Source organism: Catonella sp., from assembly GCF_057250765.1.
Genome location: NZ_DBHIEC010000004.1, coordinates 74,972 through 90,915 on the forward strand (window position 1 = coordinate 74,972; position 15,944 = coordinate 90,915).

Annotated in this window: 17 protein-coding genes; all 17 read left to right on the plus strand. The window is 38.9% G+C overall.

Annotation, left to right across the window (positions count from 1 at the left end):
- Window positions 1-22: 22 nt before the first annotated feature.
- The 17 genes from ACO6HM_RS03225 (at window position 23) to rsfS (ending at window position 15,857) form a co-directional block, all read left to right on the plus strand.
- Entirely contained in the window at window positions 23-1,459 is a 1,437-nt protein-coding gene (locus ACO6HM_RS03225) for an acyl-CoA carboxylase subunit beta (RefSeq protein WP_485389741.1), read from the plus strand.
- A gap of 18 nt (window positions 1,460-1,477) precedes the next feature.
- Entirely contained in the window at window positions 1,478-2,239 is a 762-nt protein-coding gene (locus ACO6HM_RS03230) for an OadG family protein (RefSeq protein WP_485389742.1), read from the plus strand.
- A 51-nt stretch (window positions 2,240-2,290) separates the two neighbouring features.
- Window positions 2,291-2,656 (plus strand): biotin/lipoyl-containing protein, encoded by a 366-nt coding sequence (locus ACO6HM_RS03235; protein WP_485372989.1) that lies wholly within the window; start codon window positions 2,291-2,293, stop codon window positions 2,654-2,656.
- A 36-nt stretch (window positions 2,657-2,692) separates the two neighbouring features.
- Complete coding sequence (locus ACO6HM_RS03240; protein WP_485389743.1) at window positions 2,693-3,820, plus strand: sodium ion-translocating decarboxylase subunit beta; 1,128 nt, start codon at window positions 2,693-2,695, stop codon at window positions 3,818-3,820.
- A gap of 153 nt (window positions 3,821-3,973) precedes the next feature.
- Window positions 3,974-5,386, plus strand: a complete 1,413-nt coding sequence (locus ACO6HM_RS03245) for an oxaloacetate decarboxylase subunit alpha (protein WP_485389744.1) — start codon at window positions 3,974-3,976, stop codon at window positions 5,384-5,386.
- Between the two features lie 473 nt (window positions 5,387-5,859).
- Window positions 5,860-6,588, plus strand: coding sequence for an N-acetylmuramoyl-L-alanine amidase family protein (locus ACO6HM_RS03250; RefSeq protein WP_485389745.1), 729 nt, complete (start codon window positions 5,860-5,862; stop codon window positions 6,586-6,588).
- Window positions 6,589-6,788: 200 nt separating this feature from the next.
- Window positions 6,789-7,733: an L-lactate dehydrogenase gene (locus ACO6HM_RS03255; protein WP_485389746.1), complete on the plus strand. Its 945-nt coding sequence runs from the start codon at window positions 6,789-6,791 to the stop codon at window positions 7,731-7,733.
- A gap of 266 nt (window positions 7,734-7,999) precedes the next feature.
- Window positions 8,000-9,199, plus strand: a complete 1,200-nt coding sequence (locus tag ACO6HM_RS03260; protein ID WP_485389747.1) for a Gfo/Idh/MocA family protein — start codon at window positions 8,000-8,002, stop codon at window positions 9,197-9,199.
- Window positions 9,200-9,207: 8 nt separating this feature from the next.
- A complete protein-coding gene (locus ACO6HM_RS03265) occupies window positions 9,208-11,496 on the plus strand; it encodes a glycosyl hydrolase family 95 catalytic domain-containing protein (protein WP_485389748.1) in 2,289 nt (762 codons plus the stop codon).
- 108 nt (window positions 11,497-11,604) lie between these two features.
- Window positions 11,605-11,913 carry a 50S ribosomal protein L21 gene (gene rplU / locus ACO6HM_RS03270; RefSeq protein ID WP_208428772.1) on the plus strand — a complete coding sequence of 103 codons (309 nt, stop codon included), beginning with the start codon at window positions 11,605-11,607 and terminating at the stop codon, window positions 11,911-11,913.
- Between the two features lie 2 nt (window positions 11,914-11,915).
- Window positions 11,916-12,245, plus strand: coding sequence for a ribosomal-processing cysteine protease Prp (locus tag ACO6HM_RS03275; RefSeq protein WP_485389749.1), 330 nt, complete (start codon window positions 11,916-11,918; stop codon window positions 12,243-12,245).
- A gap of 4 nt (window positions 12,246-12,249) precedes the next feature.
- A complete protein-coding gene (gene rpmA, locus ACO6HM_RS03280; protein WP_208428770.1) occupies window positions 12,250-12,540 on the plus strand; it encodes a 50S ribosomal protein L27 in 291 nt (96 codons plus the stop codon).
- 79 nt (window positions 12,541-12,619) lie between these two features.
- Entirely contained in the window at window positions 12,620-13,906 is a 1,287-nt protein-coding gene (obgE, locus tag ACO6HM_RS03285; protein WP_485389750.1) for a GTPase ObgE, read from the plus strand.
- An 83-nt stretch (window positions 13,907-13,989) separates the two neighbouring features.
- The gene (yhbY, locus tag ACO6HM_RS03290) at window positions 13,990-14,283 is read left to right on the plus strand and encodes a ribosome assembly RNA-binding protein YhbY (RefSeq protein WP_208428768.1); all 294 of its coding nucleotides are present in this window, start codon (window positions 13,990-13,992) and stop codon (window positions 14,281-14,283) included.
- Window positions 14,284-14,294: 11 nt separating this feature from the next.
- A complete protein-coding gene (nadD, locus tag ACO6HM_RS03295) occupies window positions 14,295-14,924 on the plus strand; it encodes a nicotinate (nicotinamide) nucleotide adenylyltransferase (protein WP_485389751.1) in 630 nt (209 codons plus the stop codon).
- Window positions 14,917-15,501 (plus strand): bis(5'-nucleosyl)-tetraphosphatase (symmetrical) YqeK, encoded by a 585-nt coding sequence (gene yqeK / locus ACO6HM_RS03300; RefSeq protein ID WP_485389752.1) that lies wholly within the window; start codon window positions 14,917-14,919, stop codon window positions 15,499-15,501. Before nadD ends, yqeK begins: the two co-directional genes overlap by 8 nt.
- Window positions 15,501-15,857 (plus strand): ribosome silencing factor, encoded by a 357-nt coding sequence (gene rsfS / locus ACO6HM_RS03305; protein ID WP_485389753.1) that lies wholly within the window; start codon window positions 15,501-15,503, stop codon window positions 15,855-15,857. Before yqeK ends, rsfS begins: the two co-directional genes overlap by 1 nt.
- Window positions 15,858-15,944: the final 87 nt, after the last annotated feature.

The following is a 15,944-nucleotide window of genomic DNA, read 5'->3' on the forward strand; positions in this document are numbered from 1 at the left end:
TTAAGTTAATGGAGGGCTAAGAATGGGTAGTGCAGTAGTACTGTCAGCAAGAGATAGAATACTCTCTTTGCTTGACGAAAACAGTTTTGTTGAAATTGGTGCCTTGGTGACAAAAAGAAGCACAGATTTTAACCTTAGTGAAAAAGAAGTTCCCGGTGACGGCGTAATTGCAGGCTATGGTCTTATTGACGGTAGTCTTGTTTATGTTTATAGCCAGGACAAGGATGCTCTTGGCGGAACAATGGGTGAAATGCACGCCAGACAGATTGTCAACGTGTATGACCTCGCTACCAAGGTTGGTGTTCCTGTAGTTGCAATCACAGATTGTGCAGGCATGAGACTTGAGGAGTCTACAGATGCGCTTGATGCTTTCGGTAAAGTATATGCAAGACAGGTACTTGCAAGCGGTGTTATTCCTACAGTTACCGTAATTCTCGGAACCTGTGGCGGTGGCTCTGCAATCTCAGCTGCAATTAGTGACTTTGTTATCATGACAGAAGATAATGCAAAGTTATTTGTGAATTCACCTAATGCAGTTGATAACAACTACACAGCTAAGTGTAATACAGCAGGAGCGGCTTTCCAGTCTGAATCAGGCAATGTAGACATTGTAGCTGAGGATGATGCAGAAGCTCTTGCAAAGGCAAGAGAGCTTATCTCTGTACTTCCTTCAAACAACGAGAATACCGGAGTTATTTGTGAGTGTGATGATGACCTTAACAGGATAACAGCCGGTTTAGGTACACATGTTAAAGATACTGCGGTAGCACTTCGTGAAATATCTGATAACAATTGGTTCTTAGAGTTAAAGGCTGATTGTGCAAAAGAAATGGTTATTGGTTTCATCCGCCTGAACGGAGCAATCGTTGGCGCTGTGGCGAATCGTAGTGAAATCCTTGGTGAGGATGGAAAGGTTGCTAAAAAGTTTGACACTGTGCTTACAATGGCTGGCGCATATAAGGCAGCTCATTTTGTAAATTTCTGTGATTCATTTTCAATCCCTGTACTCACACTTACATCTGTGACAGGCTTTGCCTCGTCAGTAGGAGAAGAGCGTTCTATAGCAAGAGCATTGGCACAACTTACTTCAGCGTTTGCAAACGCAACTGTTCCTAAGGTAAATCTTATAGTTGGTAAGGCTTATGGAAGCGCTTATATCACTATGAATTCAAAGCATATTGGTGCAGACCTTGTATTTGCTTACAGTGATGCTGAAATTGGTATGATGGATGCAAAGCTTGCTGCTGAGATTATTTATGATGGCAAGGATGCTGCTACAATCAGTGAAAAAGCAGGGGAGTATGCAGCTCTTCAGAACAATCCTGTTGCTGCAGCAAAGAGAGGCTTCGTTGACAGCATAATCGAGCCTGCCGCAACAAGAAAGCAGCTTGTATATGCTTTTGAGATGTTATATACAAAGAGGGAATTTCGTCCAAATAAAAAACACAGCACAATTTAATATAGAGAGGAAGTAAATATGCAGAAAAGACTAATATTATTAGTGCTTAGCGTTTTCTCCTGCTTTATGCTACTTAGCGGCTGTGCGGGCGGCTCTAAGACTGATAGCGATACTTTATCTTATAACAAAGAGACTGTTATGCAGGCAGGTAGCTTCTTTGCCGAACAATGGGCATCAGGAGAGCTTGAAAATACAATTAGCAGCGCTCAGTTAGGCAATAAGGCTAAAAAGAGCATCATTTCTATGATTGATAACCTTAATTCCGTTAAGGAGGAGGTTGGAGCTTTCAAGTCAGTTGATGAGTCAAGCGCTAATATCGTAGAAGGAAAAGATTACGTTAAGTACGAGGAAATGATTGATTTTGAAGGAGGCAAGGTTAAGTTTACCGCTACGTTTGATGAAGACAGCATGGACAGCGGTTATATTCCTACAAGTATAGCGGCAGAACAACAGATAACTGTTGCCGAAAAGATGGAGAAAGCAGCCCTTAATACAGTTTTTGGTATGGCTTTCATCTTCCTTGTTCTTATTTTCATTAGTTTTGTAATAAAGGCATTAAGCCTTGTTCCTAAATTCCTTGCTAAGAAGGAGCACACGGATGTAGAACCTGATACGCAGATTGTAGCAGAGCCTACAGTACAAAGTGAAGAATTAAGTCAGGCAGAGCTTACTGCTGTTATCACAGCAGCCATAATGGCTTACACAGCTGATAATTCTTCTGCGCCTGCTGACGGTCTTGTGGTCCGCTCAGTAAAGAGAAAAGGTAATGGTACCTGGTAATAGCTTATAAAGCATAATTTTATTTTAATAATTTGAAAGGATAATCACATTATGAAAACATATACAATTACTGTTAATGGAACAGCTTATGAAGTTACTGTTGAAGAGGGTGCGGGAAGCGGTGCAGCTCCTGTAGTTAAGAGTGCAGCTCCTGTGGCTGCTCCAAAGCCAGCAGCAGCTCCTGTGGCAAGTGGTGCCGTAGGTGCAGTTAAGGTTAATGCGCCAATGCCTGGTAAGATTTTAGCTGTAAAGGCAAATGCCGGACAGGCTGTAAAGAAAGGTGATGTAATCATAGTTCTTGAAGCTATGAAGATGGAAAATGATATAGTTGCACCTCAGGATGGAACAATCGCTTCTGTTTCCTGTGCAGTTGGTGATTCAGTTGAAGCAGGTGCTTTACTTGCATCCCTTAACTAATCTGATAACTGTACATTAAAACGGAGGTAATTATCTATGAGCTATGTTACAAATATGCTCGAGAACCTGGCAGCACAGACAGCATTTGTCAACATGTCATGGGGAAATATTCTCATGATATTCATTGCTCTGGTGTTCTTGTATCTGGCTATAGCAAAGGGATATGAGCCGCTGCTTTTGGTTCCTATTTCATTTGGTATGCTACTTGTTAATATCTATCCGGATATTATGAAAGAAGGCGGACTTCTCCATTTCTTCTTCTTACTCGATGAGTGGAGTATTCTTCCTTGTCTTATATTCTTAGGTGTGGGGGCTATGACTGACTTCGGTCCTCTGATTGCTAATCCTATAAGCTTCATAATGGGAGCAGCAGCTCAGTTTGGTATCTTCGCTGCTTATTTCTTTGCTATTTTACTTGGTTTCAACGATAAGGCTGCAGCAGCTATAGCTATTATTGGTGGTGCTGACGGTCCTACATCTATCTTCCTTGCCGGAAAGCTTGGACAGGCTGAATATATGGGACCCATAGCGGTTGCCGCATATTCTTATATGTCACTTGTACCTATCATTCAGCCACCAATTATGAAGCTTTTTACTACAGAGAAGGAAAGAAAAATCAAGATGGAACAGCTTAGACCTGTAAGTAAGCTTGAGAAAATTTTCTTCCCAATAGTAGTTACCATAGTTGTTACACTTATTCTTCCAACTACTGCTCCTCTTGTAGGTATGCTTATGCTTGGTAATCTCTTTAGAGAGAGTGGTGTAGTTAAACAGCTTCAGGAAACTGCTAGTAATGCCCTTATGTACATAGTTGTTATCCTTCTTGGTACTTCAGTAGGTGCTACAACTTCAGCAGAGGCATTTCTTAAGTTAGATACCCTTAAAATCGTAGGACTAGGACTTATTGCTTTTGCAGTTGCAACAGCTGCGGGTGTACTCTTTGGTAAGCTTCTTTGCCACCTTACAAGAGGTAAGATTAATCCTCTTATCGGTTCGGCAGGAGTTTCTGCCGTACCAATGGCTGCCAGAGTGTCACAGAAGGTTGGTAGTGAGGCTGATCCATCCAACTTCCTTCTTATGCACGCTATGGGACCTAATGTTGCCGGTGTTATAGGAACTGCGGTTGCAGCGGGTGTGTTTATGGCGATTTTCGGAGTTAAATAATATGATGGTATGAAGATAATATTTGTAAGCAGCCACTATTTGTTTAATGATGAGCAGATTATAAATATTATTTAAGGATTGCAGAAGTAATAAACTATGCTAATCTGATATCATTAGTCAATGTAATATTGAATATTAAAAGGAGAATAATATATGTCAGAACAGGGTAATAAGGCAGTTAAGATAGTAGATACTGTCCTTCGTGATGCACATCAGTCCCTAATAGCTACAAGAATGACGACTGAAGAGATGCTTCCTATCATAGACAAGATGGATAAAATTGGTTACCACGCTGTTGAGTGTTGGGGAGGAGCTACCTTCGATGCCTGCCTTCGTTTCTTGAAGGAAGATCCATGGGAGAGGCTTCGCAAGCTCAAAGCGGGATTTAAGAATACCAAGTTACAGATGCTTTTTAGAGGTCAGAATATCCTTGGTTACAATCACTATGCAGATGATGTAGTAGAGTATTTCGTACAGAAATCAGTTGCAAATGGTATTGACATAATTAGGATTTTTGACTGTTTCAATGACCTTCGTAATCTTCAGACTGCAGTTACTGCATCTAAGAAGGAAGGCGGTCATGCACAGGTTGCTCTTTCCTATACTTTAGGAGAGGCTTATACACTTGATTACTGGAAACAAAAAGCTAAGGCAATCGAGGAAATGGGTGCAGATTCCCTCTGTGTGAAGGATATGGCAGGACTTCTTGTACCTACAGAGGCTACAAAGCTTGTTTCTGCGCTTCGTGAAGGAACCAATCTACCAATAGAAATGCACACTCACTACACCTCAGGTGTTGCTGCCATGACCTATATGAAGGCTGTGGAGGCAGGTGCAAATATTATAGATACTGCTATGAGCCCACTTGCAATGGGTACAAGCCAGCCTGCTACAGAGGTTATGGTTGAGGTATTTAAGGGTACTGAGTACGATACAGGTCTTGACCAGAATAAGCTTGCTGAGATAGCTGATTATTTCCGTCCACTTCGTGAGAAATATCTTGCAAGCGGACTTATGAATACCAAGGTTCTCGGAGTAGATATCAAGACTCTGCTTTATCAGGTACCTGGAGGTATGCTTTCAAACCTTGTGTCTCAGCTTAAAGAAGCTCATGCAGAAGATAAGTATGAAGAAGTGCTTAAAGAGATTCCAAGAGTAAGAGCTGACTTCGGTGAGCCTCCTCTTGTTACACCTTCATCTCAGATAGTTGGTACACAGGCTGTATTAAATGTACTTCAGGGCGAGCGTTATAAGATGATAACTAAGGAATCAAAGAAGATACTTTCAGGTGAGTTTGGTGAGACAGTTAAGCCTTTCAACCCTGAGGTTGTAAAGAAGGCTATCGGAGATCAGAAGCCAATTACCTGCAGGCCTGCGGACCTTATCGAGCCACAGCTTCCTAAGTTTGAGGAAGAGGTTAAAGAGTGGAAGCAGCAGGATGAGGACGTACTCTCATACGCACTTTTCCCACAGGTTGCAACTGAGTTCTTCAAATACAGAAAAGCTCAGCAGACTAAGGTGGATAGTACAGTTGCAGATACTGCCAATGGAGCATATCCGGTTTAATTATCAAAATATATTAATTTTTTCAAAAAGGCGGTTAGGAATATCTTAATCGCCTTTTTGTATAAACCTGCTAAACAGCGCATGTTTATAATGGGTTAAGGCTTTGAGTTTACTTGATTAGTGTATAGCAGAAGGATAGCGTACATTACAATGCAATATATGGAATGGATTGTATTATTATACAAAATAATAGCTTGACATTTATTTTTTTTTGATATATTATGCAGACAAATAAACTTTAATTATTGCTTATAACCTTATTATGTGAGGAGGTTAGTAATGAATTCATTATTTTTGATTTTGAATCTGATACTAGTTGGTTTGTTGATATTTATAGTATACAGAATATACAAATATATGAAAACAAAGCTATAAAAGACGGAATATTATTCATTACTGTCCGTAGTTATAAGTAAAAATTAATATACACATGTAATTGTGTTTGTACACTGTATAAATATTTAGGGGAGAATATGAAAAAATTATTAAGTATGTTTTTAGTATTGGCTATGCTTGTTACTATATGTTCTGACAATTTTTACATAGCTAATGCCGCTACTAACAAGAAAAAAGTAATCTGTATAGATGCAGGTCATCAGACAAGGGCAAACCTTGAAAAAGAGCCTATCGGTCCGGGCGCAAAGACTACAAAATTCAAGGTCACAGGTGGAACTAGCGGACTTTGGACCAAGCAGACCGAGTACGCCCTTGCGCTTAAGGTAGCAAAGAAGTTACAGAAAATCCTTAAAAAACGTGGCTACAAGGTTATTATGTGCAGAACTAAGAACGATGTTAATATTAGCAATTCAGAAAGGGCAGCCATCGCAAACGAGGCTAAGGCTGATGTTTTTATAAGAATTCATGCAAATGGCGCTGCGAATAAGGCTGTAAACGGTGCTATGACCATCTGCCAGACAAAAAAGAACCCTTACAATTCTGATATATATTCAAGAAGTAAGCTTTTATCCGAAAAGGTATTGGACGGAGTAGTAGATAAATCAGGTTGTAAGAAGCTCTACGTATGGGAGACAGATTCTATGAGCGGTATCAACTGGTCAAAGGTCCCTGTAATCATAGTTGAAATGGGATATATGACAAATGAGAAAGAGGATAGGGCACTTAACACAGCCTCCTATCAGAAGAAGATGGCTGAAGGTATGGCTGATGGGATAGATGCTTATTTTAAGGCTTTAAAAAAGTAATACAGTCGATAAAAGACGGGTATCAACATATAGTTCGATATCTGTTTTTTATATATTGAAACTAAAACATTCCATACTAACATTCATTCACAATTAAATCTGTCGTAATTAAATTTTGTATCTTTATTTTAAAACATATCTATCATTAATTTGTGTTAAATGATATAATGAGAACAGATTTCAAAGAGAAAGGAGATTTTATGATTAACTTTAGAAAAGCAGTTATGGTCGGTTGTGGTTTTGTAGGTTCTGCTACCGTATTTGCACTTATGCAGAGCGGACTTTTTTCGGAAATAGCAATGATAGATGCAGACATGGATAAGGCAGAAGGAGAGGCTATGGATATAAGCCATGGTATCCCTTTTGCAAAGCACATGCGTGTATATGCAGGAGATTATGATGATGTAAGAGATGCAGGTTTAGTTATTGTAACCGCTGGTGCAAATCAGAAACCTGATGAGACAAGACTTGACCTAGTTCATAAGAATGTTGGTATATTTAAGAGCATCATTCCTCAGATATCAAGTAGAGACTTTAAGGGTATTCTTCTTATAGTTGCAAACCCTGTTGATATACTTACAGCAGTAGCCCAGAAACTTTCAGGACTTCCTGAAAACAGGGTTATCGGTTCAGGTACGGTACTAGATACAGGCCGTCTTAAGACAAGGCTAAGTGAGCATTTGGGTGTTGACTCAAGAAGTGTACATGCATTTATAATTGGAGAGCACGGAGACAGTGAAATAGCTGCTTTTAGCTCTGCCAATGTATCGGGTATACCTCTCAATGATTTCTGTGAGATGAAGGGACATTTCAATCATGATGAATCTGAGAAGTACATTGCTGAGGATGTTAAAAATGCTGCTTACGAGATTATACAGAGAAAGAAGGCTACATATTTTGGTGTGGCTATGGCAGTAAAGAGAATATGCGAGTGTATTGTAAGAGATGAAAAATCCATTTTACCAGTATCTACCATGATGCATGGAGAGCAGGGGATAGAGGGAGTAGTTCTTAGTATGCCTTGTGTAGTAGGCGGCGATGGTATCGAAACTCAGGTGCCTATTAAGCTTGATGAAGATGAAGCTAAGAGACTTAGAGAATCTGCAGATATTCTTAAGGGTATAATGGCAGAGCTTGATATTTAATTATTTAAGAGTGATACCAACATAAAGGCTGTCTGGGAAAGATTATTCTCAGGCAGTTTTTTATTTGACAGGAAATTTCTCCTAAATTACCTATCAAATATTTTGGGCAACAACAATATTTGATAGTAGAAATAATTAACTATTTGTATTAAAATAGAGATAATTTATTTGCAATTATATTTTTTTGCAATTATATGAGATGCGATTTACGTAATTGCATTATTGGGGTTAAGGGCTGATATATAATACAGAATTGGAGAAACACAATGGAAAAATTAAGATTGGCTATGATTGGTCTTGGAAGCAGAGGAAGAGGACTTCTTAAAACAGCGTATCTTGAGCATCCTTTAGCTCAGTTTACAGCCATTTGTGACAAGTATGAAGACAGATGCAAGGAATGTGCTGATATTGTTGAGCAGGCTGGATTTCCACGTCCTAAGACTACAACAAATTATAAAGAAATCCTTGAAATGAAAGATGTAGATGCTGTTATCCTTTGTACTTCCTGGGATAAACATATTGATATATGTATAGAGGCAATGCATAAAGGCAAGGCTGTAGGCTGTGAGGTTGGTGGAGCATATTCTCTTAGAGAATGTTGGAAAATAGTTGAAGCCTATGAGGAGACAAAGGTTCCTGTAATGCTCCTTGAAAACTGTGTATATGGTAGAGATGAAATGCTTGTAAGCCACATGAAAGAACTTGGGCTTCTTGGAAGGATAGTTCATTGTGAGGGAGGCTACAAGCACGACCTTAGAGGCGAAATAGCTTTTGGCAAGGAAAACCGTCATTACAGGCTAAACAACTACATACATAGAAATACAGAGAACTATCCGACTCATGAATTAGGTCCGATAGCAAAGCTGCTTAACATTAATAAGGGAAATCGTATGCTTAGCCTTACATCAGTTGCTTCAGGCTCCTTTGGACTCAGTGAGTATATCAGAGAAAAAAAGAGTGATGATGAAGAACTGATGAATACAACCTTTAATCAGGCTGATATTGTAAATACAATAATTAAATGTGCAAATGGAGAAACCATACTTCTAAGCCTTGATACGACACTGCCTCGCTACTATTCAAGAGGCTATACCATTCACGGCACAAAGGGTATGTATACCGAAGATAATCATTCCATTTTTTTGGATAACGAATATAGTGAGAAGGAGCATTTTGAGTGGAGCAAGCATTGGAACAATGTTGAGGATTATCGCAAAAAATATGAGCATCCACTTTGGAAAGAATACCTTGAAAATGGTGTAAAAAAAGGTCATGATGGCATGGATTATCTGGTATTTTCAGATTTTATTGACTGTGTATTAAATAAAAAAGAGCCTAATATAGATGTATACGATATGGCTGCCTGGATGAGTATTTCAGTGCTTGCCGAACAGTCAATAAATATGGGAGGAGCACCTGTTGCAATTCCTGATTTTACAAATGGAGCTTGGATAAACAGAAGATAGGATGAAATATGGGAAAGTATAATCTAAGATACGGAGAAGCTGCAAAGTTTCGTTATGATGGACTTCCACTTGGAAGCGGCAATTTTGGAGCAAGAGTAAATTCATATGAGGCTTATGAGGACATAAGCCTCAATCTTGATACTCTTTGGTCGGGCGAAGAAAAAAATAAGATGAATCCACTCTTTAGTCCAGACAAACTGGAAGAGATAAGGGAGCATATCTTAAAAGAAGAATACAAAGAAGCAGAGGAGATTAGCAAGACCTATGTGCTTGGCGACTGGACTGAGTGCTATCTTCCTGCAGGTAATCTAAGAATAAAGTACTTGGATGAAGATGAGGCGAAAACTTCATTTTACAGGGAACTATCTCTTGACACTGCTGTTTACAAAATGGAGGCTAACAGTAATTCCTCTAAGAGACATCTGTCTGCTTTTGTAAGCTTTTGCGACAGCACTTTAGTAGCCCGTTTGGAGGGTGAGAACAGAGGACTATCTCTAGAAGTATCTCTTGATAGTAAACTGCATTATTGCCTAAACAGCAGTGAAAACAGGCTTACTCTTAAGGGCAGGGCGCCAATCTATGCTGCTCCAAATTATTTTAACGTACCTGAACCTATAAGATATGAAGACGGCAAAGGTCTAAACTTTGTACTCATGCTTGAAGTCTTAATACATTCAGGTGAAATGCAGATAAAAGATGACAAACTTGTTATTAAAGATGCAGACAAGGTTGAGCTTTATTTAACGGGAGATACTGATTATAAAAACAAAAATAATTTAGAAGAATTCTGTAAAAACAGGCTTAAAAAGGTAAGGGAACAGGGATTTGATAAATCTTTAACAAAGCATAAAGAGGCTTATACACCTCATTTTAAAACATTTGAAATTTCTCTTTCAGATTCAGAAAATAAGGATACAGTTAAGGCTATTAAAGATGCCAAAGATATAGATGACGGCTACATATATGAGCTAATGACTCAATATGCAAGGTATTTGCTAATTACATCATCAAAGCCCGGAACCGAATGTGCCAATCTACAGGGAATATGGTCAGATATCTTAAGAGCGCCTTGGAGCTCTAACTACACTGTTAATATTAATACTGAAATGAACTACTGGATAGCTGAGTCCACAGGTCTTTCTGACTTCCATAGACCTCTCTTTGAGCTTTTAGAAAAGGCAAGCAAGAGGGGGGAGGAGACAGCTAAGAAGATGTATGGAGCAAGAGGCTGGGTAAGCCATCACAATGTGGATTTATGGGGACACTCTACCCCTGTGGGCTTAAATGCAGGTGATGACAACCCATCTGTGTATGGTCTTTGGCAGATGAGTGGCGGCTGGCTTTGCAGACACCTTTTTGAGCATTATCTCTATGAACAAGATGAAGATTTCTTAAGGGATACTGCTTATCCTATTATTGATGGAGCAGTGAAATTTTACCTAGACTATTTGAGAGAGGTGGATGGATATTTAGTTACCATACCGTCTACTTCCCCGGAAAACTACTTCGTAGATGATAAAGGAGGAGTTCATGCTCTAACCTATGCATCTACAATGGATATAAGCATAATTAAGGAGCTATTTGCTAATTATCTTACTATACAGGATATCTTAGGTTTGGAGAAAGATAAGGAGGTCTTAAATGCACTTAAGAAGCTCCCTCCTTTTAAGATAGGAAAAACCGGCGCTTTATGTGAATGGTTAGTTGACTACATCGAAAATGATGTGCATCATAGGCATGTATCCCATCTTTATGGGCTATATCCGGGCAATCTAATCAAAGATGAAAAGCTTAAAAAAGCCTGCGAAACTTCCCTTAACAGGAGAGGAGATGATGGAACAGGCTGGTGTATAGCTTGGAAAGCCTGCCTATATGCAAGACTTAAAGAAGCTGAAAGTGCATTAAACCTCTTAAAGAATCAACTCCGTTACACGGTTGAAGAGAACATTATGGTCACCGGAGGAGGAACTTATCCTAATTTATTCTGCGCACATCCGCCTTTTCAGATTGATGGCAATTTTGGATTTGCTGCTGCTGTGATTGAAATGATACTCCAAAGTGATGAAGAGAGGATTGAACTCTTGCCTGCCCTGCCAAAAGCATTTAATACAGGGTTTGTAAAAGGCATACGAGCAAAGGGAGGCTATAGTCTTGATGTGGACTGGGAAAATGGCAAGGTAACTCATATAGTTATAAGAGCCAAAAAGTATGGAAGTGTGAAGCTTTGCTATAATGGAAATGAGGAAAACCTTGTATTTGATAAGGATTCCTTATCAAAAGAAATAAAAATTTGTTGACATCCCTCTCTCTGTATGCTAAACTATATTTTGTGCCGCACTGTGTGGGTAGAAGTTTGTCCAAATGACAACACCTAAGCAGGCGAGAATTATAATAGGAGGAGCCATATGTACGCAATTATTGCAACAGGTGGTAAGCAGTATAAGGTAGCTGAAGGTGATGTTATCCAGGTTGAAAAGCTTGGTGTAGCAGCCGGAGAGACTTATACCTTTGATCAGGTTCTTGCAATCGGTGGTGACAAGTTCGTTCTTGGAAACCCTGTAGTAGCTGGTGCTACTGTAACAGCTACAGTTGAAAAAGAAGGCAAGGGACCTAAGGTTATTGTTTACAAGTATAAGCGCAAAAGCGGATACCACAAGAAAAACGGACACAGACAGTTGTACACAAAGCTTAAGATTGAAAAGATTAACGCTTAATCATGATTAAGGTTGTTGTGTCGGTAGACAAAGATGGCGGTTATAAGAGTATAGAATTTTCAGGTCATGCATTATTTGCCGATTCCGGTAAAGATATTGTATGTGCTGCAGTTTCTATATTGGCTATTAATACGCTAAACTCTATTGAGGTCTTTTGTAAAGATGAATTCACTGCTTATGATGATCCTGAAAAAGGTTATCTAAGAGCAGAGTTTAAGGGTAAGTTGAGCGATAATGCTGATTTACTTATGAAGTCTCTTATGCTTGGACTCGATGGAATATCACAAGAATACGGTAAAAAGTTCATTACTATATTAAGGCAGGAGGTGTAATGCGATGATAAGATTGAACCTTCAGTTTTTTGCTCATAAGAAGGGTGTTGGTTCTACTAAGAACGGCAGAGATTCTGAGTCAAAAAGACTTGGTGCTAAGAGAGCAGATGGTCAGTTCGTATTAGCTGGAAATATTCTTTATAGACAGCGTGGAACTCATATCCATCCAGGTACAAATGTTGGAATCGGTAAGGATGATACATTATTTGCTACAGTTGATGGAAAAGTTAAATTTGAGAGATTAGGCAGAGACAAGAAGCAGGTTTCTGTATATCCTGTAGCTGTTGCTGAATAATAACTGATAATTGGCCCCAAATCTTTGTAATACATAGATTTGGGGCATTTTTTAATGAAACAAAGATAGAGGAAGAAAAATGTTTGCAGATAGTGCAAAAATATATGTTAAATCAGGTAATGGCGGTAATGGCCATGTAAGTTTCAGACGCGAATTGTTTGTAGCTGCAGGTGGACCGGATGGCGGCGATGGCGGCGATGGCGGTGATGTTATTTTTGAAGTTGATAAAAATATAAACACACTTAATGAATTTAGATATGTTAGAAAATATTACGCCAAGGATGGCGATGAAGGTGGAAGAAGACGTTGTCATGGAAAAGACGGCGAGGATATAATAATAAAGGTTCCTGAGGGAACTGTTGTAAAAGAGGCAGAATCCGGCAAGGTTATAGTGGACATGTCAGGAGATAACCAGAGAGAAGTCATTCTTAAGGGAGGTAAAGGCGGTAAGGGTAATATGAATTACGCTACTCCTACTATGCAGGTTCCTACCTATGCGCAGCCAGGAAAACCGGGCATTGAGCTTACTCTGATTCTTGAGCTAAAGCTAATTGCAGATGTTGGCCTTGTAGGTTATCCAAATGTAGGTAAATCTACAATTCTTTCAAGATGCACCAATGCTAAGCCTAAGATAGCGAATTATCACTTTACCACATTACATCCAAATCTCGGAGTAGTAGACCTTGGAGGCGGTGCAGGCTTCGTAATTGCCGACATACCGGGGCTTATAGAGGGAGCTTCTGAAGGAGTTGGCCTTGGACATCAATTCCTTAGACATATAGAAAGAACCAGAATCATTGTCCATGTAGTTGATATTTCAGGCTCAGAAGGAAGAGATCCTATTGAAGACATTAAAAATATCAATAAAGAGCTCGGAAACTATAATCCCGAGTTACTTAAGACTCCTCAGATAATTGCTGCAAATAAAATGGATTTATTCTATGGTGATGAAGCTGATGAAAAGCTTAAAGAATTCCACGAAGCCTTTGACGGTGATAATATTCCTATCTATCCGATTTCTGCAGTTTCAGGTAAGGGAATTAAAGAACTTTTGTATGCAGTAAATGATATACTTAAGACACTTGATAGAACTCCGGTTATTTTCCATAAGGAATTTGATGCCTCTGACCTTGTAATCGATGAGAGTCCACTTGAGATTACAAAGGTAAAGGAAGGTGAATACCTTGTTAAGGGCTCCAAGATTGATAAAATGCTTGGATACACTAACCTTGATGATGAAAAGGGCTTTGCTTTCTTCCAAAAGTTCCTGCGCGACCAAGGAGTTATTGATAGATTAGAGGAACTTGGAATAGAGGAGGGTGACCTTGTAAATCTTGGTGACCTGAGTTTTGATTATTATAAGTAAATGATGTGTTTATAAAAAGTATTTTATAATTATACTTTTGACACTTGTATCAATAAATATTGATTGACATAGCGGGAGATTATATGACCAGTAAACAAAGAGCATACCTTAAAGGTCTTGCAATGAAGTTAGATCCTGTATTTAATGTTGGGAAATCCAGCATCACCCCTGAATTTACCTCTGCAATTGCAGAAGTTCTCGAAACAAGGGAGCTTATTAAAATATCCGTACTTAAGAACTGTCTGGATGAGCCTCGTGAAATAGCTGAAGTTCTTGCTGAGCGCACGCATTCACAAGTTGTACAGGTGATTGGAAAGAAGATAGTTCTTTACAAAGAATCAAAAGATAATAAAAAGATTGAACTACCTAAGAAATAACGAGTGACAATATGAAAAAAATAGGTATATTTGGCGGCACCTTTAATCCGATTCACAACACCCATATAGATATGGCAAAAGCCGCTCTTAAAGAAGGAGGGCTTGATGAAGTGTGGGTGATGCCGGCAAAGGTTCCACCACATAAGCTTGGAATGAAAATTGTGGCTGACACACATAGGTTTGAAATGGTAAAGCTTGCACTCATTGGCGAAAAGAACATCTTCCCCTCTGATTATGAGCTTGTAAGAGATAGGGTTAGCTATACCTCAGATACTTTAATATCACTTAAGAAAGACTTTCCGGGCGATGAATTTACACTTATCATTGGAGGAGATTCGGTTCTGTACCTTGAAGACTGGCACGAGCCACAAATTATCTTTGATAATGCCGATATTCTCTATATTTCAAGAATAGGAAGTGAGTCAGACAAATGCTTGTCTCATATTGATAATGTCTTAAAGAAGAGATTCACTAATGTCAGAATGAAGGAAGTGAGGTTTAGGGCAACCTCAGTTTCATCAACTGAAATCAGAAAATTGATTTCTGAGGGGATAAAGGATGCAAGCTTACTTGGTATAAGTAATAAGGTGATGCAATATATCTTAACTAATAACTTATATAAGGAGGAAGTTCATGGGTGATTCTGTAAGGCTTTTTGATATACAAAACAAGCTAAGAGTGCTTCTTCCTGAGTACAGATTTTATCATACCTTAGGTGTTTCATATACAGCTGCTTCACTGGCAATGAGCCATGGAGGAGATGTATATAAGGCTCAGCTTGCAGGACTTTTGCATGACTGTGCAAAATATCTTAAGAGCTCTGAAATGATAACTGAATGTGAGAAAAACGGGATTGAAATTTCTGATATAGAAAGGCTTTCACCGGGATTGTTGCATACAAAGCTGGGTGCCTTCTATGCTAAAAATGTATACGGTGTAGAAGACGTGGATGTGCTTTCAGCCATTACTTACCATACAACAGGCAGACCTGATATGAGCCTATTGGAGGAGATTATATATGTGGCTGATTATATTGAACCAAGCCGTCCTGCTCTGCCTTATATCGATGAAATGAGAGCCTGTGCCTTTACTAATCTACATAAGGCAGCTCTATATGAGCTCAAATCAGTTATTACTAAAATAAAAGAAGATAATGGGGTTATGGATAAAAGAACTGAAGAGACATACGAATTTTATAAAAAACTAGTGGAGGGATAATGGAAAATATTTTAGATGCAGTAAGAATTACCTGTAAGGCACTTGATGAGCATTTAGCAAATAATATAAAAGTAATTGATATAGCTCATCTTACAACTATTTCGGAGTATTTTGTAATTGCTGATGCTAAAAACGAAAATCAGATGAAGGCATTGCAGGATGCAGTTGAGGAAAGTCTTGCTAAGGCAGGCATTCATCCTGAAAGAATAGAAGGCAGCCGTTCAGAAACTTGGATACTATTAGATTATGGCGAATTTGTAATTCATATTTTCTCAAGAGAAGATAGAGAGTTCTATAATATTGAGAGAGTATGGTCTGACGGGAAGATGCTTGATACAGAAATGCTTATTAATTAACCGTTATTTTCAGGTGACATCCTTAGAAATATCGAAATTAAATTGCACGCTAAAGGTAAGGACTGCGAAAAGTTCAACTGTAGCAAT

What these genes read in the sequence shown, in the direction of transcription:
- ACO6HM_RS03225 (WP_485389741.1), top strand. Translation starts at nt 23, where the DNA reads ATGGGTAGTGCAGTAGTACTGTCAGCAAGAGATAGAATACTCTCTTTG.
- ACO6HM_RS03230 (WP_485389742.1), top strand. Translation starts at nt 1,478, where the DNA reads ATGCAGAAAAGACTAATATTATTAGTGCTTAGCGTTTTCTCCTGCTTT.
- ACO6HM_RS03235 (WP_485372989.1), top strand. Translation starts at nt 2,291, where the DNA reads ATGAAAACATATACAATTACTGTTAATGGAACAGCTTATGAAGTTACT.
- ACO6HM_RS03240 (WP_485389743.1), top strand. Translation starts at nt 2,693, where the DNA reads ATGAGCTATGTTACAAATATGCTCGAGAACCTGGCAGCACAGACAGCA.
- ACO6HM_RS03245 (WP_485389744.1), top strand. Translation starts at nt 3,974, where the DNA reads ATGTCAGAACAGGGTAATAAGGCAGTTAAGATAGTAGATACTGTCCTT.
- ACO6HM_RS03250 (WP_485389745.1), top strand. Translation starts at nt 5,860, where the DNA reads ATGAAAAAATTATTAAGTATGTTTTTAGTATTGGCTATGCTTGTTACT.
- ACO6HM_RS03255 (WP_485389746.1), top strand. Translation starts at nt 6,789, where the DNA reads ATGATTAACTTTAGAAAAGCAGTTATGGTCGGTTGTGGTTTTGTAGGT.
- ACO6HM_RS03260 (WP_485389747.1), top strand. Translation starts at nt 8,000, where the DNA reads ATGGAAAAATTAAGATTGGCTATGATTGGTCTTGGAAGCAGAGGAAGA.
- ACO6HM_RS03265 (WP_485389748.1), top strand. Translation starts at nt 9,208, where the DNA reads ATGGGAAAGTATAATCTAAGATACGGAGAAGCTGCAAAGTTTCGTTAT.
- rplU (WP_208428772.1), top strand. Translation starts at nt 11,605, where the DNA reads ATGTACGCAATTATTGCAACAGGTGGTAAGCAGTATAAGGTAGCTGAA.
- ACO6HM_RS03275 (WP_485389749.1), top strand. Translation starts at nt 11,916, where the DNA reads ATGATTAAGGTTGTTGTGTCGGTAGACAAAGATGGCGGTTATAAGAGT.
- rpmA (WP_208428770.1), top strand. Translation starts at nt 12,250, where the DNA reads ATGATAAGATTGAACCTTCAGTTTTTTGCTCATAAGAAGGGTGTTGGT.
- obgE (WP_485389750.1), top strand. Translation starts at nt 12,620, where the DNA reads ATGTTTGCAGATAGTGCAAAAATATATGTTAAATCAGGTAATGGCGGT.
- yhbY (WP_208428768.1), top strand. Translation starts at nt 13,990, where the DNA reads ATGACCAGTAAACAAAGAGCATACCTTAAAGGTCTTGCAATGAAGTTA.
- nadD (WP_485389751.1), top strand. Translation starts at nt 14,295, where the DNA reads ATGAAAAAAATAGGTATATTTGGCGGCACCTTTAATCCGATTCACAAC.
- yqeK (WP_485389752.1), top strand. Translation starts at nt 14,917, where the DNA reads ATGGGTGATTCTGTAAGGCTTTTTGATATACAAAACAAGCTAAGAGTG.
- rsfS (WP_485389753.1), top strand. Translation starts at nt 15,501, where the DNA reads ATGGAAAATATTTTAGATGCAGTAAGAATTACCTGTAAGGCACTTGAT.